Below are 19,693 nucleotides of genomic sequence, written 5' to 3'. Positions count from 1 at the left end.
CCTTTGAGGAGGAGAAGGCAATGAAAGATTATAGAGAAGCCAATCTCACAATAGAAGATTTAAAAAATATGTATAGCGCTATGGATTTAGGACGAAAATTAGATGAACGCATGTGGTTGTTGAATCGTGCAGGTAAAATTCCTTTTGTCATTAGCTGTCAAGGACAAGAAGCAACACAAATTGGTGCTGCCTATGCCTTACAAAAAGGTGATTTTAGTGCACCATATTATCGCGACCTTGCATTTGTAACGCATCTAGGAATGACACCGCTTGAAACGATGAATTCAGCTTTTGGTAAACGTGATGACATCAGTTCCGGTGGTAAACAAATGCCTTCACACTTTAGTAAAAAAGAAGTCGGCATCATGTCTCAAGGTTCTTCTGTAGCCACACAAGTATTACATGCTGTAGGTGCCGCGTTATCACTTAAAATGGATGGCAAACCAAATATTGCATTAACATCTTTAGGTGAAGGTAGTTCGAATCAGGGCGATTTTCACGAAGGCTTAAATTTTGCTGGAGTGCATAAACTCCCTTTTATCTGTCTGATTGAAAATAATAAGTATGCTATTTCCGTATCAAAAGATTTACAATATGGTGCTGAAAAGTTATCCGATCGTGCTAAAGGATATGGCATGTTCGGTGAAACTGTAGATGGTAACGATCCTATTGCAGTCTATCATGCCATTAAAACAGCGCGTGACCGTGGTGTTAACGGTGAAGGCAGTACATTAATCGAGGCAATGTGTACACGCCTCACTGCACATTCATCTGATGATGATGATCGTTACCGTACAGATGATGAAAAATCTTATAATAAAGAACATGATTGTAATGTTCAGTTTAAAAAATATTTAATCGATGAAGTTCACATAGATGCGACTTGGTTTGAAGAAATAGAAAAAGAGAATAAACAACGTGTACACGAAGCAACGAAAGAAGCTGAAGCATCACCTTACCCTGATCCTTCAGAGACATATACACATGTTTATGACCAGGAGGGTGAAAAAAATGCCTAAATTAACTTATTTAGAAGCGATTAAAAACGCTTTAGATTTAGCGTTGGAAAAAGATGATCAAACATTTATTTTAGGTGAAGATGTTGGAAAAAAAGGTGGCGTTTTTGGCGTTACTGCAGGTCTTCAAGATAAATATGGTTTGTACCGTGTATTAGATACACCTTTAGCTGAATCTAATATCGTAGGTTCTGCTATTGGGGCCGCAATGGTGGGTAAAAGACCAATTGCTGAAATTCAATTTGCAGAATACATTCTCCCGGCAACCAACCAAATTATGAGTGAAGCTGCTAAAATGCGTTATCGTTCCAACAATGATTGGCATGTGCCACTAACAATTCGTGCACCATTTGGTGGAGGCATTCACGGTGCGTTGTATCACTCACAAAGTATTGAAAGTGTCTTTGCTTCAACACCAGGATTAACGGTGGTTATTCCATCGTCACCTTATGATGCTAAAGGCTTATTATTATCAGCGATTCAATCTAATGACCCTGTATTATTTTTCGAACATAAAAAAGCATATCGTTTATTAAAAGAAGAAGTACCTGAAGATTACTATACAGTGCCATTATATAAAGCTGATGTGAAACGTGAAGGTAGTGATATTACTGTATTTACGTATGGTTTAGCAGTCAATTATTCACTTCAAGCGGCTGACCTTTTAGCTGAAGAAGGCATTGACGTAGAAGTTGTGGACTTAAGAACAGTATATCCACTAGATCAAGAGACGATTATTGAGCGTGCGAAAAAGACAGGCAAATGTTTACTCATTACAGAAGACAATAAAGAGGGAAGTGTCATGTCAGAAGTTTCAGCCATTATTGCTGAAAATTGCCTATTTGACTTAGATGCACCGATTATGCGCCTCGCTGGTCCTGATGTCCCTGCGATGCCATTTGCACCACCATTAGAAGATGAATTTATAATTAATCCTGAAAAAATTAAAAATAAAATGCGTGAACTCGCAACATTTTAAGGAGGGCCATTATGGAAATTAAAATGCCTAAATTAGGTGAAAGTGTCCATGAAGGAACGATTGAACAGTGGTTAGTACAAGTAGGGGATACGGTTGAAGAATATGATCCGTTATGTGAAGTGATCACTGATAAAGTTACAGCAGAAGTGCCTTCTTCATATGCGGGTAAAATCACTAAAATTAATGTGGAAGCAGGCGAAACAATTTCAATAGGAACTGTTATTTGTGAAATGGCGGTTGAGGGTAATGATACAGCTCAAGAAGATACAGCTCATTCTAAAGAGCAACAGCCAACTCAAACTGAACCATCGCCATCAACTAACCAAGGTCATTCTGTATCCGAAAACCAACCTAAAAATAATGGTCGCTACTCACCTGTAGTATTTAAAATCGCATCCCAGCATCAAGTTAATTTAGAAGATGTTCCGGGGACAGGGTTTGAAGGGCGCGTTACAAAAAAAGATATTGAAGCATATATAGCTTCAGGTGAAAGTCAAACAACGTCATCACAAAAAGCAACAATCACTGAATCAAACTCTCAAGCAACATCTGTGAGTCAAAGTTCAGCAAAATCTCAAACATCATCAGTTGTTCACGCATCTGTAATTCCTGTTAAAGGTGTGCGCAAACAAATTGCGAATAAGATGGTGCAAAGTGTTCAAGAAATCCCTCACGCTTGGATGAAAATGGAAGTTGATGCGACTGAATTAACAAAAACACGTAATCATTACAAAGCTTCATTCAAAGCAAAAGAAGGTTATAATTTGACGTTCTTCGCCTTTTTCGTCAAAGCTGTGGCTGAGGCTTTACATGAATATCCTATGTTAAATAGTTCTTGGCAAAACGATGAGATTCACGTGCATAAAGATATCAACTTATCCATAGCTGTTGCGGTGGAAGATAAATTATTTGTTCCAGTTATCAAAAATGCTGATGAAAAGTCGATAAAAGGTATCGCGAAAGAAATTGCTACACTTGCTAAAAAAGCGCGTCAAAATCAATTGACGAATGAAGATATGCAAGGGGGCACGTTTACGGTTAATAATACGGGAAGCTTCGGTTCAGTGAGTTCAATGGGAATCATTAACCATCCTCAAGCTGCCATTTTACAAGTTGAGTCAATCGTTAAACGTCCAGTAGTTATCAATGATATGATTGCCATCCGCGATATGGTCAACTTATGTTTATCAATTGATCACCGCATACTCGACGGATTGCAAGCTGGTCAATTTTTAAATGAAGTAAAATCTCGTATAGAACGTTATACACTTGAACATACACAAATTTATTAATGTGTAATGTAAATGGATTGATTGAATTGACGTTTGGCCTTTAGTACAATGAAGGTATCTTAGGAGGTATGGTCATATGGATTTAAATTTTGATTTATATATGAACGATGTAGTGAATCAAGCGCGTAAAGATATGGATAATGCAGGGTATGAACAATTGACTACTGAAGAAGAAGTAGACAGTGTATTTAAAAAAGAAGGTACAACATTAGTTATGATTAACTCAGTCTGTGGTTGTGCAGGAGGCATTGCGCGTCCAGCCGCATCACACGCATTACATTATGATGCATTACCCGATCGTCTTGTTACTGTATTTGCAGGTCAAGACAAAGAAGCGACACAACGTGCTAGAGATTATTTTGAAGGCTATGCACCATCAAGTCCATCCTTCGCATTAATGAAAGATGGGAAAATCACTGAGATGATTGAACGCCATCAAATTGAAGGTCATGACGTTATGGATGTTATTACGCAATTACAAAGATTATTTGATAAATATTGCGAAGAAAAGTAAGGAGCCGTTTAATGATACGTTTAAATCCCTATCGAATTGGATTTAGAACGATTAAAACAGCGGTGGGAATGGCACTAGGCGTTATTATTGCTAAGCTATTAGGTTTAGATAATTATGCATCTAGTGCTATTTTAGTTGTGTTATGTATTAAAGATACTAAAATACACTCCGTACATGCCATCGTATCACGTTTTGTATCATGTTTAATCGCAATTGGGTTTGGGGCACTTATTTTCCCATTACTTGGTCAACATGCACTTGTACTAGGTCTTATCGTCTTATTATTTATACCACTCACAGTTGTTATTAACATGCAAGAAGGTGTCGTAACAAGTATCGTCATCTTATTACATTTTTTTAATGCAAAACACATAAATCTAGATTTAGTCATCAATGAAATCTTGCTGATTATAATTGGCTTGACTATTGCATTTTTAATGAATGCCATTATGCCAAGCTTGGATAAAGATTTAAAGAAGTATAAGCATGATATAGAGACTCAAATTAGAGATATCTTTTATCAGTTTAGCAATGCCTGCGCAACACATAATAACCAGCTTAAAATCACATTTCAACCGCTCAATCTTTCTATTCAAAAAGCGAAATCAATTGCCTTTAGAGATGTTAAAAATCATTTTGTGCGTAATGAAAATAGTTACTATCATTATTTTGATATGAGAGAAAATCAAGTTGAGATTTTAAAACGCATGTATCATCATATCCATCATATCGATGCGGATGATCCTATTTCTCAACGCGTTGCTGAAGTTTTTAAAGAAATGGCTGAAAATGTTAATGAAAATAATTATACAGCCCAACGCTTGCATATGGTTTATCAAGTGAGGCTAGAGATTGATCAAGAGCCTCTACCGACATCGCATGAAGCATTACACACACGTGCAAGTATGATACAAATGTTGTATGATACAGAAGAATATTTAACAATTAAATCTAAATTTGGCAATTTAAAAATGCATCACGAAGTATAAATTCAAAAGACCTTTACGCTACATTGATTACGTAAAGGTCTTTTGTTCATTACATATTTAAAATAGGTGCTACACCCGTCAAAATTAAAGAAATCACGATTGCGATCAGCATTACCATAAGCAATACTTTTCTTACTTTTTCATTTAACACAATTGACGCCTCCAAATTAATTCGTAGTTTAATATTCGTATTGAAAATTATACCATTGTCATTTTGAACATCTCAACATTATTTTTATTACAAATTATCGTCAAACAATCAATTTGCAATGTATTTCAAATACTATAAAATGAAGTAAAGTGCACTAAGGAGGGGATTTTTTGATTAATCAACAACGCTTAATACAAACTTTTTTAGAACTTGTTCAGATTGATTCTGAAACGGGCCATGAAGGTCGAATCCAACCAATTTTAAAGAAAAAATTCGAAGCATTAGGACTTGAAGTTAAAGAAGATAATGCCAAAGCTCTGACAAATTTCGGTGCAAACAATTTAATTTGTACACTAAAAGCTACTGAAAACAACCGCGATAAAATTTATTTTACTGCACATATGGACACGGTTGAACCTGGACAAAATGTGAAACCTATCATCAAAGAAGACGGCTATATTTATTCTGATGGTACAACAGTTCTAGGTGCAGATGATAAAGCTGGATTGGCAGTTATTTTAGAAGTATTAGAGGTCATCCGTACACACCAACTGCCACATGGTCAAATTCAATTTGTCATTACAGTAGGTGAGGAATCTGGTTTAGTCGGCGCTAAAGCTTTAGATGCCTCACTGTTAGATTCAGAGTACGGCTTTGCGTTAGACGCCGCCGTACCTGTTGGAGATATCACGATAGGTGCACCATATCAAATGAAAATGCATGCTGAAATTCATGGTAAAAAAGCACACGCTAGTACGCCAAAAAAAGGAATTAGTGCAATCAACATTGCAGCTAAAGCGATTAGTCAAATGAAACTTGGACAAATTGACGAAGAGACGACAGCTAACATTGGCTCTTTTAATGGTGGCGGTCCAACGAATGTTGTCACGGATTTAGTACACATTTGGGCTGAAGCACGTTCACATGATGAAGCAAAAATTAATGCTCAGACAGCGCACATGAAAGAAACTTTTATCAACGTGGCTAAACACTATCATGCGCAAGCTCAAGTAGAATCTGAAATATCTTATCCAGGATTTAAAATTGAAGAAACGGAAAAAGTGTATCAAATTGCTAAAGAAGCATCATTAGCTTTAGGATTTGAAGCACATACATCCATCGGTGGTGGTGGCTCAGATGGTAGTATCATTAACCAATTTGGGATTCCAACTGTAATTTTAGGCGTAGGGTATGAATTTATTCATACGACTGAAGAGCGAATTTCTAAACAATCATTATACGATTTAGCACGTTACGTAATGAAAATTATTGAAAACGCTTAATAAAAGCGGTTGCGTGTTTATACGTTAATAATATGGTACAATGAGTGCGTAATTTATATTAAGAGAGGTAATAATAATGACACAACAAATAGGTGTAGTAGGATTAGCGGTAATGGGTAAAAACCTAGCATGGAATATTGAATCTAGAGGCTATACAGTATCTGTTTATAACCGTTCATCTGAAAAAACAGACATCATGGTCGCAGAATCTGAAGGTAAAAACATTGTTCCGACATATTCATTAGAAGAATTTGTGAACTCTTTAGAAAAACCACGTAAAATTTTACTTATGGTAAAAGCCGGAGCGGCTACGGATAAAACAATTGAAAGTCTTTTACCTTTATTAGATAACGACGATATTTTAATTGATGGTGGTAATACAAATTATTTAGATACAATGCGTCGTAATCAAGCACTCGCTCAAAGTGGTGTTAACTTTATCGGTACGGGCGTATCTGGCGGTGAAGTAGGTGCATTAACAGGTCCTTCTATGATGCCGGGTGGTCAACGCGATGCGTACGATAAAGTTGCAGATATTTTTGAAGCCATTGCTGCAAAAGCACAAGATGGTACGCCATGTGTCACATACATTGGGCCGAACGGTGCTGGTCATTATGTAAAAATGGTTCATAATGGGATTGAATATGCCGATATGCAATTAATTGCTGAAAGTTACTTTATGATGAAAGAGCTTTTAGGCATGTCTCACGAAGAAATTTCTGAAACTTTCAAATCATGGAATACGGGTGAATTAGAAAGTTATTTAATTGAAATTACGGGTGATATCTTCACAAAACTTGATGAAGCTGGAGAACCATTAGTTGAAAAAATAATGGATAAAGCAGGTCAAAAAGGAACTGGTAAATGGACATCAATTAACGCTTTAGAACTTGGTGCGCCGTTAACCATTATTACTGAATCTGTTTTTGCGCGTTTTATCTCATCTTTAAAAACACAACGCGTCCATGCTGCTCAATTTTTAAATGGTCCTAAAGCTTCATTTGATGGTGATAAAGATGCGTTTTTAGAACAAATTCGTCGTGCGCTGTATATGAGTAAAATTTGTTGCTATGCACAAGGTTTTGATCAAATGAAAGCAGCAAGTGAAGAAAATGAATGGCATTTACAATTAGGTGAACTCGCGATGATTTGGAGAGAAGGTTGTATTATTAGAGCACAGTTCCTTCAAAAAATTAAAGATGCCTATGATAAAGATAGTGAATTACAAAATCTATTGTTAGATGATTATTTCAAATCTATCGTTAATGATTATCAAGATGCATTACGTGAAGTTGTTGCTACTGGCGTTAAAAATGGCATTGCCATCCCAGGTTTTGCATCTAGTATTAACTACTTTGACAGTTATCGTACAGCAGATTTACCTGCTAACTTAATTCAAGCACAACGCGATTACTTTGGTGCGCACACTTATGAACGTAAAGACAAAGCAGGCGTTTTCCATACACAATGGACTGAATAATATCAGAAATAAAAAACACAAGGTCAAAATCATACGACCTTGTGTTTTTATATGTCATCATTTAGAAGCGGTATACCCAGTTGTATTTTAGTTAATGCATGGTCGAATGAAAAATCAAATGGATAGACTTCTAAATAAAGCGTGTCTTTTTCATAAGGCATTGAAAACTGCAATGTCGTCTCAATATAATGCCAAGCATCTGTCACTGCATAATCCATTTCACCTTGCAAATTAAACATCGCATATTGACGTCGATCCAAATAGCGATATTCTAAATGTGATGGCATCCGTTCACTAGGCACACCAACAAACAATTCGAGTCCATGCTCTAAAGGACATCTCACAACAAATAAATCATGTGGCCCGCAATCATTATATTTAATTAAATCGTCAATACGCCCATCAGCTTTTAAATCTTCTAAAAAATCAGGTACGTTAAAAGGACTTTCAATGTCTTGGCTAGGGATGAACCGAGAATAGCCAACCATACCAAAATCGCCAATATGTTCGTAACGAAAAGGTGGTGCGGGTTTCGTTGTTGTTGTTAGCTTTAAATAAATTTGAGGTTGCATATTGAGCTGATCAGATTTAGTTTTAACTTGAAGCGGTGAAACACCATGATAATCACTAAAATCATGTGCAAAAGCATTGACATCTGAATAGTGATATTTTTTTGCGATGTCAATTAATCGTGCATTACTTTGTTTTAATTCCTTTGCCGCTAATGTTAAACGTCTAGCTTTATAATAATCTTCTGGTGTTTGACCAGTAATCATTAGAAAAGATTGCGATAAGTGATAAGGTGACAGTTCAACGTAATCACTTAAATGTTGTAAATCATACGATTCATAAAGATGATCTTCAATATAAATAATCGCTTGTTGAATGTGTTTGATAACGTCCAAGAGGGGTCACTCCTAAATTACTTTAACGTAAAGCATTACTTAATGTTATATTATAAATCAAAAAGAGCTAAGTAGCATTAAAAACATACTTAGCTCTTATAGTTATTGAATGTCATCCCACCATTTTAAACCATCTCTACTCAAGAGGAGGTCACTTTCAAGTGGGCCATTTGTACCTGCTTTATAATTAGGGAATTCAGGTTCAAATTTAGACCATGCATCAGAAATTGAATCGACAAACTTCCATGTTGATTTCAATTCTTCCCAATGTGTAAAGTTCGTCGCATCACCATTTAACGCATCATACAATAGGTTTTCATAAGCATCTACGGTATTCATTTTATCTTGTGCACTCATTGCGTAAGATAATTGTACAGGCTCAGTTTCAATACCTTGGACATATTTCTTACCATTTAAATGAATAGAAACGCCTTCATTTGGTTGAATATTAATAACAAGAAGATTTGAATCTAAATGTTTATCTCTTTGATAATATAAATTCATTGGTACTTCTTTAAATTCAACGACGACTTGTATCGATTTACGCTTCATTCGCTTTCCTGTACGAATATAAAATGGAACGCCTGCCCATCTAAAATTATCTATAAGCACTTTACCTGAGACGAATGTTGGTGTAGATGAATCTGAAGCAACTTTATCTTCATCTCGATATGCTTTCACTTCTTGGCCATTAATTTGACCAGCGTCATATTGACCACGAACAAAGTGATGTCTCACGTCTTCAGTTGGAAGTACACGTAAAGATTTCAATACCTTTACTTTCTCGGCGCGTATATCATCACTATGTAAGCTAATCGGTGGCTCCATCGCAAGTAAGGCAACCATTTGTAACATATGGTTTTGTACCATATCTTTAAGTGCACCACTCGATTCATAATAACCGCCACGGTCTTCAACACCTAAAATTTCAGAAGACGTGACTTGTATATTTGAAATGTATTTATTATTCCATAATGGCTCAAACATCGCATTACTAAAACGTAACACTTCAATATTTTGAACCATATCTTTACCTAAATAATGGTCAATACGGAAAATTTCTTCTTCTTTAAAAGAACGACGAATTTGTTGATTTAATTCTTCTGCTGATGTTAAATCACTGCCAAACGGTTTTTCAATAACTAAACGTTTAAAGCCTTTTGTACGCGTCAGACCAGAAGATTTTAAATAATCTGTAACTGTACCAAAAAATTGAGGTGCCATTGCTAAATAAAACAGGCGATTGCCTTCAAGAGAAAATTTTTGATCAAGCGTCTCACTTAATTGTAATAAATCTGCATAGCTTGCTTCATCATTTACATCGTGAGGTTGATAGAAGATATGTTGCATAAATTTATCTAAATGTTTCGTATCTTGGACATGGGCTTGAATCGAAGCTTTTACTTGTGCTCTAAAATCATCATTAGTCAATTGACGTCGACCAATCCCAATAACCGCAATACGGTCGTCTAAGTTGTCTTGTTGAAATAAATGAAATAGGGATGGGAATAATTTACGGTGACTTAAATCACCCGTCGCCCCGAAGATAGTGATCAATGCTGGAATTTGCTTTTTTGACTTATTCAAGATTCAAAACCTCAATTCTTAATTTATATCATATTTGTTATTATAAAACATTCAACACATTTAGGTCATACAATCTGCATTATTTATATACATATTCTAATATTTTATGTCCCGCTTCAACACATTTTTATGATACTATAACGCTAAGGAGGCACACGCCATGGAAATTACGTTTTTTGGAACGAGTGCTGGGTTGCCCACGAAAGAGCGTCATACACAATCCATTGCTTTATCACTGGAACCTTATGATACTGATATTTGGCTATTTGACGTAGGGGAAGCCACACAACATCAAATCTTACATCATTCAATTAAATTAGGAAAAGTGAGCCATATTTTTATTACACACATGCATGGGGATCACGTATTTGGTCTTCCTGGAGTGTTAACGAGTCGTTCTTTCCAAGGTGGAGAAGCGAAACCTTTAACTGTAGTGGGGCCATCTGGTATTAAAGATTTCATCGAAAATAATATGGCATTAACACATTCACATTTAAATTATCCCATACATATTATTGAACTCAATCAAGAAATCGATCTCACTTTCAATCAATTTCAAGTTAAAGCATATCCATTAAATCACGGTGTACCATGCTACGGATTCCGTATTGAAGCACCAAGTACGCCTGGCAAATTAGATGTAAATAAACTTAAAGCATTAGGGATTCAACCCGGACCTATATATCAACACATTAAAACACAAGACACATTTGAATATGAAGGCAACATTTATGAGACGGCGCCATTTAAAGGTCCAGATAAACAAGGACCAGTGATAGGTATTTATGGAGATACGAAGCCTTGCGCAAATCAGATTAAAATTGCGCAAGATGCGGATGTAATTGTCCATGAATCTACATATATCGAAGGCGATAAAACACGCGCAAACAACTATCATCACAGTCATATTGAAGATGTGTTAAATCTTTTAAGTGAAGCGAACGTCAAACATGGATTGCTTACACATTTAAGTAATCGTTACACATTAGATGATATCATGGTCATAGAAAAACAACTTCAAGAACTACACTCTGTCTCTTTTCAATTTGTGAAAGATTATGACTCTTATTCTTTTTAATACGACCGGTATCACTACGAAACCTATATGAATACAAAAAACCCGACTCAAGCGTTAGAATCATGAGTCGGATTTTAATATTTAACAAAATTGTATAATGGTACTGATTAATCATTATCATCTTGCATTGAAAGTTCAACACTGCGATTTACTGCTGCATTTAAACAATCTTCAAAAATACCTTCAATATCATAATCTGATAATTTATTTAAGCCAGCTTGTGTTGTTCCGCCTTTAGATGTGATGTTCTTTCTTAATTGTTCAAGACTTAAATCTGAACGTTCAATCATTTTTCCAGTTCCAATGATTAATTCACGAATCGATTCTTCAACTTCTGATTTTTCTAATCCTAACTTAGTCCCAGCATTCACGTATTTTTCAAACACATGATAAAGAAAAGCAGGACCACTGCCAGTAATTGCAGTGACTTGATGTAAATGATCCTCTTTTACCTCAATCGCAGAGCCAAAAGCATTAATCAATGATAACACTTCATCTTTTGAGCGAGGACCAAAATTACGTGAAAAGCTGACACCTGTAACTGAATGACCAACTTGGGCATTAGTATTCGGCATAATACGTGCAATTGGATTATTCGGATTTAATTTTTCACGTAAATAACTGATGGGTAAACCAGCCATAATAGAGATAAATTTATTTTTGTCATCAATATGGTCACGTATACGCTCAGCCAATTGATCAAAGTCATGCGGTTTTGTTCCTAAAAATACATAATCCGCATCTTTTAATAAGGCTGCATCATCATAACTATAATGCACGCCTAATTCACGATGATATTCTTCTAACATCTGTTGATTAGACCGATTTGTAAGATAAATATTTTCAGGGGGTATCAATTCTGAATTTATAATTCCTTTAAATATCGCATTTGCCATATTACCAGCACCATAAAATACGATTTTCATAAAGATTGTCACATCCTAAATTATTAGTCTACGTTTATCTTAACATAAAATAAGTTGTGCACACGGCGAAATATTGAAAATCTACACCGATATAACACTCATATAGTTATACATTCCCTATAAAAAGACATTAAACATAATTAGCGTATTAAAACAAAAAATTTTTACAGTTCATTGAAATTTTTGTTGCTATAAATATCGAAAATTTTGTGCAACTCAAACTTTGTATACATAAACAAACACAATATTAACAAAAATTACATTCCTTTATTTAGTAGTATAGTATATAATTTGGTTAGTAATATTTGTATTACTAAATATTTTGAAAAATGGGGGAATATGATGAACAGAAAAATATTGGTTTTTATGGTCTTTGTATTATTATTAAATGTTTTAGCACCAATATTTCATACTAGTAACGTTACCGCAGCCAGTGACATCTCATCCACAAACGTTACTAGTTTGACTGTATCTCCATCACAAATTAATGATGGTGGAAATGCTAAAGTCCGCGTTGAATTTAATGATATTAATCAAAAAATTCAGAACGGCGATACGATTAAAGTAAATTGGCCAAATGCCGGTGAATTAAAAATTGATGGCTATAGTAAAACAATTGATTTAACTGTAAGAGGTGAAGTTGTTGGACAAGCTGTTATTACCGAAGCGGGCGCTACTATCACTTTTAACCAAAATGTTGATAAACTTAGTGATGTTTCTGGATTTGCAGAGTTTGAAGTACAAGGAAGAAATTTAACAAACACTACAAATTCAGATACTAAAACAGGTACTATCACTTCAGGAAATAAATCTGCGAATATTTCAGTTACTAAAGGGGAAGCTGGTACTAACAGTGTCTTCTATTATAAAACGGGAGATATGCAAACAGATGATACAAACCATATACGATGGTTTTTAAACATTAACAACGAAAGAAAGTACGTTGACAAAGATATTGTTGTAAAGGACCAAATACAAGGCGGACAACAAATTGATTTGAGCAGCTTTTCTATACAAGTACAAGGCCCTCAACAAGGTATTTATGATGGTTCAGACGCCATTCAAAAATTTCAAAATGCCATACCTGGTGCAAAAATTACTGTCAACGAATCGAATAACACTATTGAGGTTAATATACCTCGAGGTTATGCTTCATTAAATAGTTACTCAATTCATTACAAAACTAAAATTACAAATGAAACACAACCTGAATTTGTGAACAATTCTCAAATCTGGTATCAAGAAAATAACCAACCAGAAGTAAATGGTGAGTCTTCTAATCACACAGTAAAAAACATTAGCGCTAATGCTGGGATTCAAGGAACTGTTAAAGGGGAATTGAAAATCCAAAAGTTGGATAAAGATACACAACAACCTATCCAAAATGTTAAATTCACTTTAACTAACGAGGATGGAAGTAATCCTAGAGAATTAGTTACGGATGCGCAAGGTCTTGCTAATATTAAAGACTTGCCAAGCGGAAAATATATTATTAAAGAGATTGAAGCGCCATCACCTTATGTATTTGATAAAAACAAGGAATATCCGTTCGAACTTAAAGATACTGATACGCAAGGTTACTTCATTAAAATAGACAACTCTAAAGCAGAAGAGAGAACGAAAGATGTAACAGCTAAGAAAGTATGGGATGGCACTAAGACTTCTCATCCGACTGTATATTTTAAATTATTTCAAAAAGATGCGAACAATAATGAAGTTGCCGTACCTAATGCAGATATTAAAAAATTAGAAAACGGAACAACTGAGGTAACATGGAATGCCCTACCTGAATTAGATAAAGATGGTAAAGCGATAGTGTATTATGTAAAGGAAGTTGATGCTCAAGGGAACGATGCCACACCAGAAGGCTATACTAAAAAAGAAGAGGGCTTAACGGTAACGAATACTGAAAAACCTATCGAAACAACTTCTGTATCAGGCAAAAAAGTTTGGGATGACAATAATGATCAAGACGGTAAACGTCCGAATTCTGTAACTGTCAATTTACTCGCTAATGGTGAAAAGATAAAATCTGAAACTGTCACTAAAGATACAAATTGGCAGTATGAATTTACTAATTTACCAAAATATGACAACGGCAAAGTGATTGAATATACTGTAACAGAAGATCATGTTAATGATTATTCTACAACGATTAATGACACAACGATTACAAATAAATACACACCTGGCAAAACAACTGCTACTGTCACTAAAAACTGGGAAGACAAGAATAACCAAGATGGTAAACGTCCTGGCTCAATTCAAGTTGAACTTCTTGCAGATGGTGTGTCAACGAACAAAACTGCTACATTAAATGCGGATAATGAATGGTCATACACTTGGAAAGATTTGGATGAAAAGTCTCAAGGTAAAGCCATTACATATACCGTCAAAGAACTTTCTAAAGTAAATGGTTATGCAACATCCATTGATAACAGCAACATAGGAAATTTAATCATCACAAATGAATATACACCTGAAACAACTGAAGTCAGCGGCACGAAAGTTTGGGATGATAAAGACAATCAAGACGGTAAACGTCCTGAGTCAGTTACTGTAAACATATTAAAAAATGGTGAAAAAGTTGATTCACAAACAGTAAATGCCGCTTCTAATTGGCGTTATGCATTTTCAAATTTACCTAAGTATGAAAATGGACAACTTATTGATTATACGGTAACAGAAGACCATGTTGAAGATTACTCTACAACGATTAATGGTACGACTATCACGAATAAATATACACCAGGTAAAACAACAGCTACCGTTACTAAAAACTGGGAAGATAAAAATAACCAAGATGGACAACGTCCTGGTTCAATTCAAGTTGAATTATATGCCAATGGTAAAGCGACAGGTGAAAAAGCGACTTTATCAGAAAGTAATGACTGGACACATACGTGGCAAGATTTAGATGAGAAAAGCCAAGGTAAAGCCATCTCGTACACTGTTAAAGAACTTTCTAATGTCAATGGCTATACATCAACTATTGATGACACCAACATTGGTAATGTGATTTTAACGAACACTCACAAACCTGAAACAACTAAAGTCGAAGGTAAAAAGGTTTGGGATGATAAAGACAATCAAGATCATAAACGTCCTGATACTGTCACAATCAATCTACTTAAAAATGGTGAAAAAATTGATGCTAAAACAGCAGACGCATCTTCAGATTGGTCTTACGCATTTAATGATTTACCAAAATATGACAACGGTGAGGAAATTCAATACACAGTCACTGAAGATCATGTGGAAGATTACTCTACAACGATTGACGGCACGACAATCACAAATAAATATACACCAGGTAAAACTTCGGCGACTGTGACTAAAAATTGGGAAGACAATAACAACCAAGATGGCAAACGTTCGAAGTCTATTGAAGTAGAACTTTTAGCTAACGGTGAACCAACTGGCAAAACAGCAACGTTAGATATTGACAATGATTGGACACACACGTGGCAAGATCTTGATGAAAAAGCAAAAGGCAAAGACATTCAATACACAGTAAAAGAAACAACAAAGCTTAAAGATTACGATACTACTATTAATAATGACAATATAGGTAACTTAATCATAACAAACGCTTATACGCCTGAAACGACAAAAGTTGAAGGTGAAAAAGTTTGGAAAGATCATCATAATCAAGACGGTAAACGTCCTGAACACATTAAAGTCAACTTATTAAAGAATGGCGAAGAAGTTGATACGAAAACTGTAGATGCCACTTCAAATTGGACATATGCATTTCATGATTTACCAAAATACGAAGATGGTAAAGCTATCCATTACAGCGTCACAGAAGACCATGTAGATGATTATACGACAACTATCGATGGCACAACGATTACGAATACGTATACGCCAGGTAAAACATCAGCAACTGTGACTAAACGCTGGGACGACCAACAAGATAAAAACAAACAACGTCCGGCATCTATTGAGGTAGAATTATTAGCTAACGGTAAAACAACAGGTAAAACTATTACATTAAATGATAAAAATGATTGGACATATACGTGGCAAGATCTCGATGAAAAAGTTAAAGGTAAAGAGATTGTTTATACTGTTCAAGAGCGCACACAACTTGAGCATTATAACGTAAGTGTCAATAACGATGACATGGGTAACTTAGTGATTACAAATCAATTCAAAGATCCTTCAACACCAGTTAATCCTGACAAACCGAATGAAGAAAAACCGAATAAACCTAAACAACCAGATACACCGTCAGAATCTCCGAAAACATCCGAGCAACCGAAGCCTGGTATTCCTAAATTTATTAGTGAATTACCTAATACAGGTAAGGCTTTAATGCAATCTTGGATCACTTGGGTTGTTATAGCATGTATTGGACTTGGTATTTTCTTTATCTTTAAAAGAAGAAAATAATATCAACAATTGAGCTCAGCTAACACATTTGAACCCCCGACATACTAAGTGGTATAACGGGGGTTCTTTTTTTAATTTAAATGTTGTTCATACTCTAAATTTTTTACTAATTCGCGCGCACGCTGGATTTTATCTGTTGAAATATTCATCTCATAGTGTTTCACATTATCTCTAATTTGTTCTGGAGTGCTTGCACCGGTAATGATAGAGCCTAAAGCATCAAATGATTTTAAGTAATTAAAGGTCAATGCTGAAAGATGAGGTTCAACGTGATGTAATGATTCAATTGTTTCTTTAAGTTCCTCATTCGTATAATCAAAAATGCCATCTTCAAACTTTTCATTTAAAGCTTTTTCATAGTTATCTGTTAGTAAACCTTTAAATACAGGTCCTCTTGCTAGCACTTTCACACCTTTAGCCTCGATATCTTTTAAGAGGGCTTCTGGTCTGTTATCAATTAAACTAAATTGAGACATAATCGTTTCTATATTACTATGTTGTAAATAATAATGAATAACGTTAGGACGAATAGAGGAAATACCGTATGCTTTAATGAGACCTTCTTGTTTCAATTCATCAAAGGCACTAATGGTTTCATCTAACGGATCATCAATTGTTCCTCCATGAAGCATATATAAATCAAGATAATCCAATTGTAATCGTCTTAAAGATTGTTTGACGTTTTCTTTTATATATTGTTTAGAAGGGTCCCAGTACGTTTCTCCATTTTCTTTTAAATGATTGCCTACTTTAGTACCAATCACAATCTCATCACGATGTTGATAAGGTTTCAAGGCTTTACCTACAATATCCTCGTTGACCCCTTTGTCATAAATATCCGCTGTATCAAAATAGGTGATGCCTGATTCCAAAGCTGTCTCAATAATCGCTTGCGCTTGTTCGAAATCTGTTCCAAGACTCATACAACCGAGTCCTAATTCTGACAATTGAAGACCACCTTTTAAAGTATTCTTTTGCATAGGTACACACCTTCCGTTAAAATTTAATCATATTCATCATAGCAAACCTACGGGATAAATGAAAAGGAGAGACCTATCATGTCATTTGAGGAAAAAACGCTTTCTAAAGAAACGCTGTATGAAGGTAAAATCATTACAGTTGAAAAACATTTAGTAGAACTTCCTAATCAAGAAACATCCTACCGAGAAGTTGTAAAACATAACGGTGCAGTTGCGATATGCGCTTTAACGCCTGATCAGAAAGTAATTTTGGTTAAACAGTATCGTAAAGCATTAGAAGATACGTTATTAGAAATTCCCGCTGGTAAATTAGAACCTAATGAAAGTCGCATCAACGCTGCTAAAAGAGAACTTGAAGAAGAAACAGGCTACATTGCAGACGAACTTAAACTCATAGGTGAAGTGTATGGAGCGCCTGGTTTTACCAATGAACTCATTTCAATTTATTTTGCGAGCCATTTAGAAAAAGGTCAAATGCAATTAGATGAAGATGAATTTGTTGAGAAAATCTATTATACCTTAGACGAGGTTGAAAAAGCAGTTAAACATCGTCAAATCAAGGATGCCAAAACATTAATCGCATTTCAATATCTATTATCAAATTATAATCATTCTAAATAACTGTTCTAAAGGGTTGCTTTTTTTCTCAATTACTGTTAATTTAATACAAGTAATTCATACACATTATAATGATTTTAAATTTCAGTAGAGGGGTGAAGCTTCCGTGGAAGAACGATTAAATCGCGTGAAGCAACAATTACAACAATCTTCATATAAACTTACACCGCAAAGGGAAGCGACTGTAAGAGTATTAATTGAAAACGAGGCAGACCATTTAAGTGCGGAGGACGTTTACTTAAAAGTTAAAGAAAAAGCACCAGAAATAGGGTTGGCTACCGTTTACCGTACATTAGAACTTTTAGCTGACTTAAAAGTTGTCGATAAAGTGAGTTTTGGTGACGGTGTGGCACGCTTTGACTTACGTAAAGAAGGGTCTGAACATTTCCATCATCATTTAGTTTGTATGGAGTGTGGTCGTGTAGATGAAATCGATGAAGATTTATTACCACAAGTAGAAGAACGTGTGGAACGAGAATTTAATTTTAAAATTTTAGACCATCGCCTAACATTTCATGGCATCTGTAACACATGTCAAAACAAAAATAAATCGAAATAAATCACTCAACTTTGATAATGAAATGAAGGTGATTGAATGCAAGACGTTGTCGATGAATATTTAAAATTTATACAACTTGAAAAAGGATTGTCTGAAAATACAATCGCAGCATATCGACGAGATTTAAATCATTATTTAAATTATTTACAAGAGCGTAAAATCACGCATTTAGATTTCGTAGACCGTCAGACGTTACAACAATGGTTCGGCGTCTTACATGATGAAGGGCGATCTACTAAATCAATTGCACGATTCACCTCTACAATTAGAAGCTTTCATCAATTTGCCTTACGTGAAAAATACGCATCGAATGATCCAACCGTTCTAATTGAAACACCGAAATACGAACGTAAATTACCTGATGTATTATCTATAGAAGAAATTGATTTATTGCTTTGTACGCCCGACATTTCTAAAAACAATGGCTATCGAGACCGTACAATGTTAGAACTTTTATATGCGACGGGTATGCGTGTGTCGGAATTGATAAGTATTGAAGTTGAGGATATTAATTTGATGATGGGCTTTGTTAGAGTTTTTGGTAAAGGGAATAAAGAGCGCATTGTCCCGTTAGGTGAAACGGTAATTGATTTTCTTCAAAAATATATAGAAACCGTACGCCCTCAATTGTTAAAAAAACATGTTACGCATACATTGTTTCTAAATATGCATGGCAAGCCATTAACACGTCAAGGGATATGGAAAATGATTAAACAAACAGGCCAAAAAGCTGGCATTCAAAAACGGCTCACTCCTCATACGTTAAGACATTCATTTGCAACACATTTACTTGAAAATGGGGCAGATTTACGAGCTGTGCAAGAAATGCTCGGTCATTCTGATATTTCTACGACACAATTATATACGCATGTCTCGAAAACCCAAATTAGAAAAATGTATCAAGCATTTCATCCACGTGCTTAAACGTTAACTTATTT

Annotated in this window: 17 protein-coding genes; 12 read left to right on the top strand and 5 right to left on the bottom strand. The window is 35.2% G+C overall.

Annotated features, from left to right (window positions below):
- The first annotated feature begins 20 nt into the window (after positions 1 to 20).
- From G8Y85_RS05090 to G8Y85_RS05070, 5 genes are all read left to right on the top strand, one after another.
- The gene (locus tag G8Y85_RS05090) at positions 21 to 1,019 is read left to right on the top strand and encodes a thiamine pyrophosphate-dependent dehydrogenase E1 component subunit alpha (RefSeq protein ID WP_037567724.1); all 999 of its coding nucleotides are present in this window, start codon (positions 21 to 23) and stop codon (positions 1,017 to 1,019) included.
- Complete coding sequence (locus tag G8Y85_RS05085) at positions 1,012 to 1,995, top strand: alpha-ketoacid dehydrogenase subunit beta (protein ID WP_165805520.1); 984 nt, start codon at positions 1,012 to 1,014, stop codon at positions 1,993 to 1,995. The genes G8Y85_RS05090 and G8Y85_RS05085 overlap by 8 nt, the downstream gene beginning before the upstream one ends.
- Before the next feature lie 11 nt (positions 1,996 to 2,006).
- Positions 2,007 to 3,287, top strand: a complete 1,281-nt coding sequence (locus G8Y85_RS05080) for a dihydrolipoamide acetyltransferase family protein (protein WP_165805519.1) — start codon at positions 2,007 to 2,009, stop codon at positions 3,285 to 3,287.
- A gap of 76 nt (positions 3,288 to 3,363) precedes the next feature.
- On the top strand, positions 3,364 to 3,801 hold the full coding sequence (gene brxB, locus G8Y85_RS05075) for a bacilliredoxin BrxB (protein WP_037567731.1): 438 nt from the start codon (positions 3,364 to 3,366) through the stop codon (positions 3,799 to 3,801).
- A gap of 11 nt (positions 3,802 to 3,812) precedes the next feature.
- Positions 3,813 to 4,790, top strand: coding sequence for an aromatic acid exporter family protein (locus tag G8Y85_RS05070; RefSeq protein ID WP_037567733.1), 978 nt, complete (start codon positions 3,813 to 3,815; stop codon positions 4,788 to 4,790).
- 49 nt (positions 4,791 to 4,839) lie between these two features.
- Here G8Y85_RS05070 and prli42 read toward each other — a convergent pair whose 3' ends face one another.
- Positions 4,840 to 4,941 carry a stressosome-associated protein Prli42 gene (gene prli42 / locus G8Y85_RS12445; RefSeq protein ID WP_156407407.1) on the bottom strand — a complete coding sequence of 34 codons (102 nt, stop codon included), beginning with the start codon at positions 4,939 to 4,941 and terminating at the stop codon, positions 4,840 to 4,842.
- Positions 4,942 to 5,111: 170 nt separating this feature from the next.
- On the opposite strand from prli42, the gene G8Y85_RS05060 reads away from it, so the two are divergent.
- Together G8Y85_RS05060 and gndA are read left to right on the top strand one after the other, a co-directional pair.
- On the top strand, positions 5,112 to 6,224 hold the full coding sequence (locus tag G8Y85_RS05060; RefSeq protein WP_060551103.1) for a M20/M25/M40 family metallo-hydrolase: 1,113 nt from the start codon (positions 5,112 to 5,114) through the stop codon (positions 6,222 to 6,224).
- Between the two features lie 76 nt (positions 6,225 to 6,300).
- On the top strand, positions 6,301 to 7,704 hold the full coding sequence (gene gndA, locus G8Y85_RS05055; protein ID WP_060551102.1) for an NADP-dependent phosphogluconate dehydrogenase: 1,404 nt from the start codon (positions 6,301 to 6,303) through the stop codon (positions 7,702 to 7,704).
- Positions 7,705 to 7,751: 47 nt separating this feature from the next.
- On the opposite strand, the gene G8Y85_RS05050 is transcribed toward gndA, so the two are convergent.
- Positions 7,752 to 8,609 carry an AraC family transcriptional regulator gene (locus G8Y85_RS05050; RefSeq protein WP_103346070.1) on the bottom strand — a complete coding sequence of 286 codons (858 nt, stop codon included), beginning with the start codon at positions 8,607 to 8,609 and terminating at the stop codon, positions 7,752 to 7,754.
- Between the two features lie 102 nt (positions 8,610 to 8,711).
- Positions 8,712 to 10,196 carry a glucose-6-phosphate dehydrogenase gene (zwf, locus tag G8Y85_RS05045; protein WP_103346069.1) on the bottom strand — a complete coding sequence of 495 codons (1,485 nt, stop codon included), beginning with the start codon at positions 10,194 to 10,196 and terminating at the stop codon, positions 8,712 to 8,714.
- Positions 10,197 to 10,356: 160 nt separating this feature from the next.
- Here zwf and rnz point away from each other — a divergent pair, with 160 nt between their 5' ends.
- Positions 10,357 to 11,274 carry a ribonuclease Z gene (rnz, locus tag G8Y85_RS05040; protein WP_165805518.1) on the top strand — a complete coding sequence of 306 codons (918 nt, stop codon included), beginning with the start codon at positions 10,357 to 10,359 and terminating at the stop codon, positions 11,272 to 11,274.
- A gap of 107 nt (positions 11,275 to 11,381) precedes the next feature.
- Here the strand turns inward: rnz and proC are convergent, their stop codons facing one another.
- Complete coding sequence (proC, locus tag G8Y85_RS05035; protein WP_060551098.1) at positions 11,382 to 12,200, bottom strand: pyrroline-5-carboxylate reductase; 819 nt, start codon at positions 12,198 to 12,200, stop codon at positions 11,382 to 11,384.
- A gap of 366 nt (positions 12,201 to 12,566) precedes the next feature.
- Between proC and G8Y85_RS05030 the strand changes: the two genes are divergently transcribed.
- A complete protein-coding gene (locus G8Y85_RS05030) occupies positions 12,567 to 16,598 on the top strand; it encodes a Cna B-type domain-containing protein (protein ID WP_282593883.1) in 4,032 nt (1,343 codons plus the stop codon).
- A 71-nt stretch (positions 16,599 to 16,669) separates the two neighbouring features.
- On the opposite strand, the gene G8Y85_RS05025 is transcribed toward G8Y85_RS05030, so the two are convergent.
- Positions 16,670 to 17,578, bottom strand: a complete 909-nt coding sequence (locus G8Y85_RS05025) for an aldo/keto reductase (protein WP_165805516.1) — start codon at positions 17,576 to 17,578, stop codon at positions 16,670 to 16,672.
- Between the two features lie 78 nt (positions 17,579 to 17,656).
- Here G8Y85_RS05025 and G8Y85_RS05020 point away from each other — a divergent pair, with 78 nt between their 5' ends.
- The 3 genes from G8Y85_RS05020 (at position 17,657) to xerD (ending at position 19,679) form a co-directional block, all read left to right on the top strand.
- Positions 17,657 to 18,199 (top strand): NUDIX hydrolase, encoded by a 543-nt coding sequence (locus G8Y85_RS05020; RefSeq protein WP_103346426.1) that lies wholly within the window; start codon positions 17,657 to 17,659, stop codon positions 18,197 to 18,199.
- Positions 18,200 to 18,302: 103 nt separating this feature from the next.
- The gene (gene fur / locus G8Y85_RS05015) at positions 18,303 to 18,755 is read left to right on the top strand and encodes a ferric iron uptake transcriptional regulator (protein ID WP_060551094.1); all 453 of its coding nucleotides are present in this window, start codon (positions 18,303 to 18,305) and stop codon (positions 18,753 to 18,755) included.
- 36 nt (positions 18,756 to 18,791) lie between these two features.
- Positions 18,792 to 19,679: a site-specific tyrosine recombinase XerD gene (gene xerD, locus G8Y85_RS05010; RefSeq protein ID WP_103346427.1), complete on the top strand. Its 888-nt coding sequence runs from the start codon at positions 18,792 to 18,794 to the stop codon at positions 19,677 to 19,679.
- The last annotated feature ends 14 nt before the right edge of the window (positions 19,680 to 19,693 follow it).

The sequence above is a fragment of the Staphylococcus sp. 11007852 genome (genome assembly GCF_011394325.1).
Lineage (GTDB): Bacteria > Bacillota > Bacilli > Staphylococcales > Staphylococcaceae > Staphylococcus > Staphylococcus agnetis.
The sequence above is the reverse complement of the archived record's forward strand: the minus strand, read 5'-3'. Positions and strand labels throughout refer to the sequence as shown.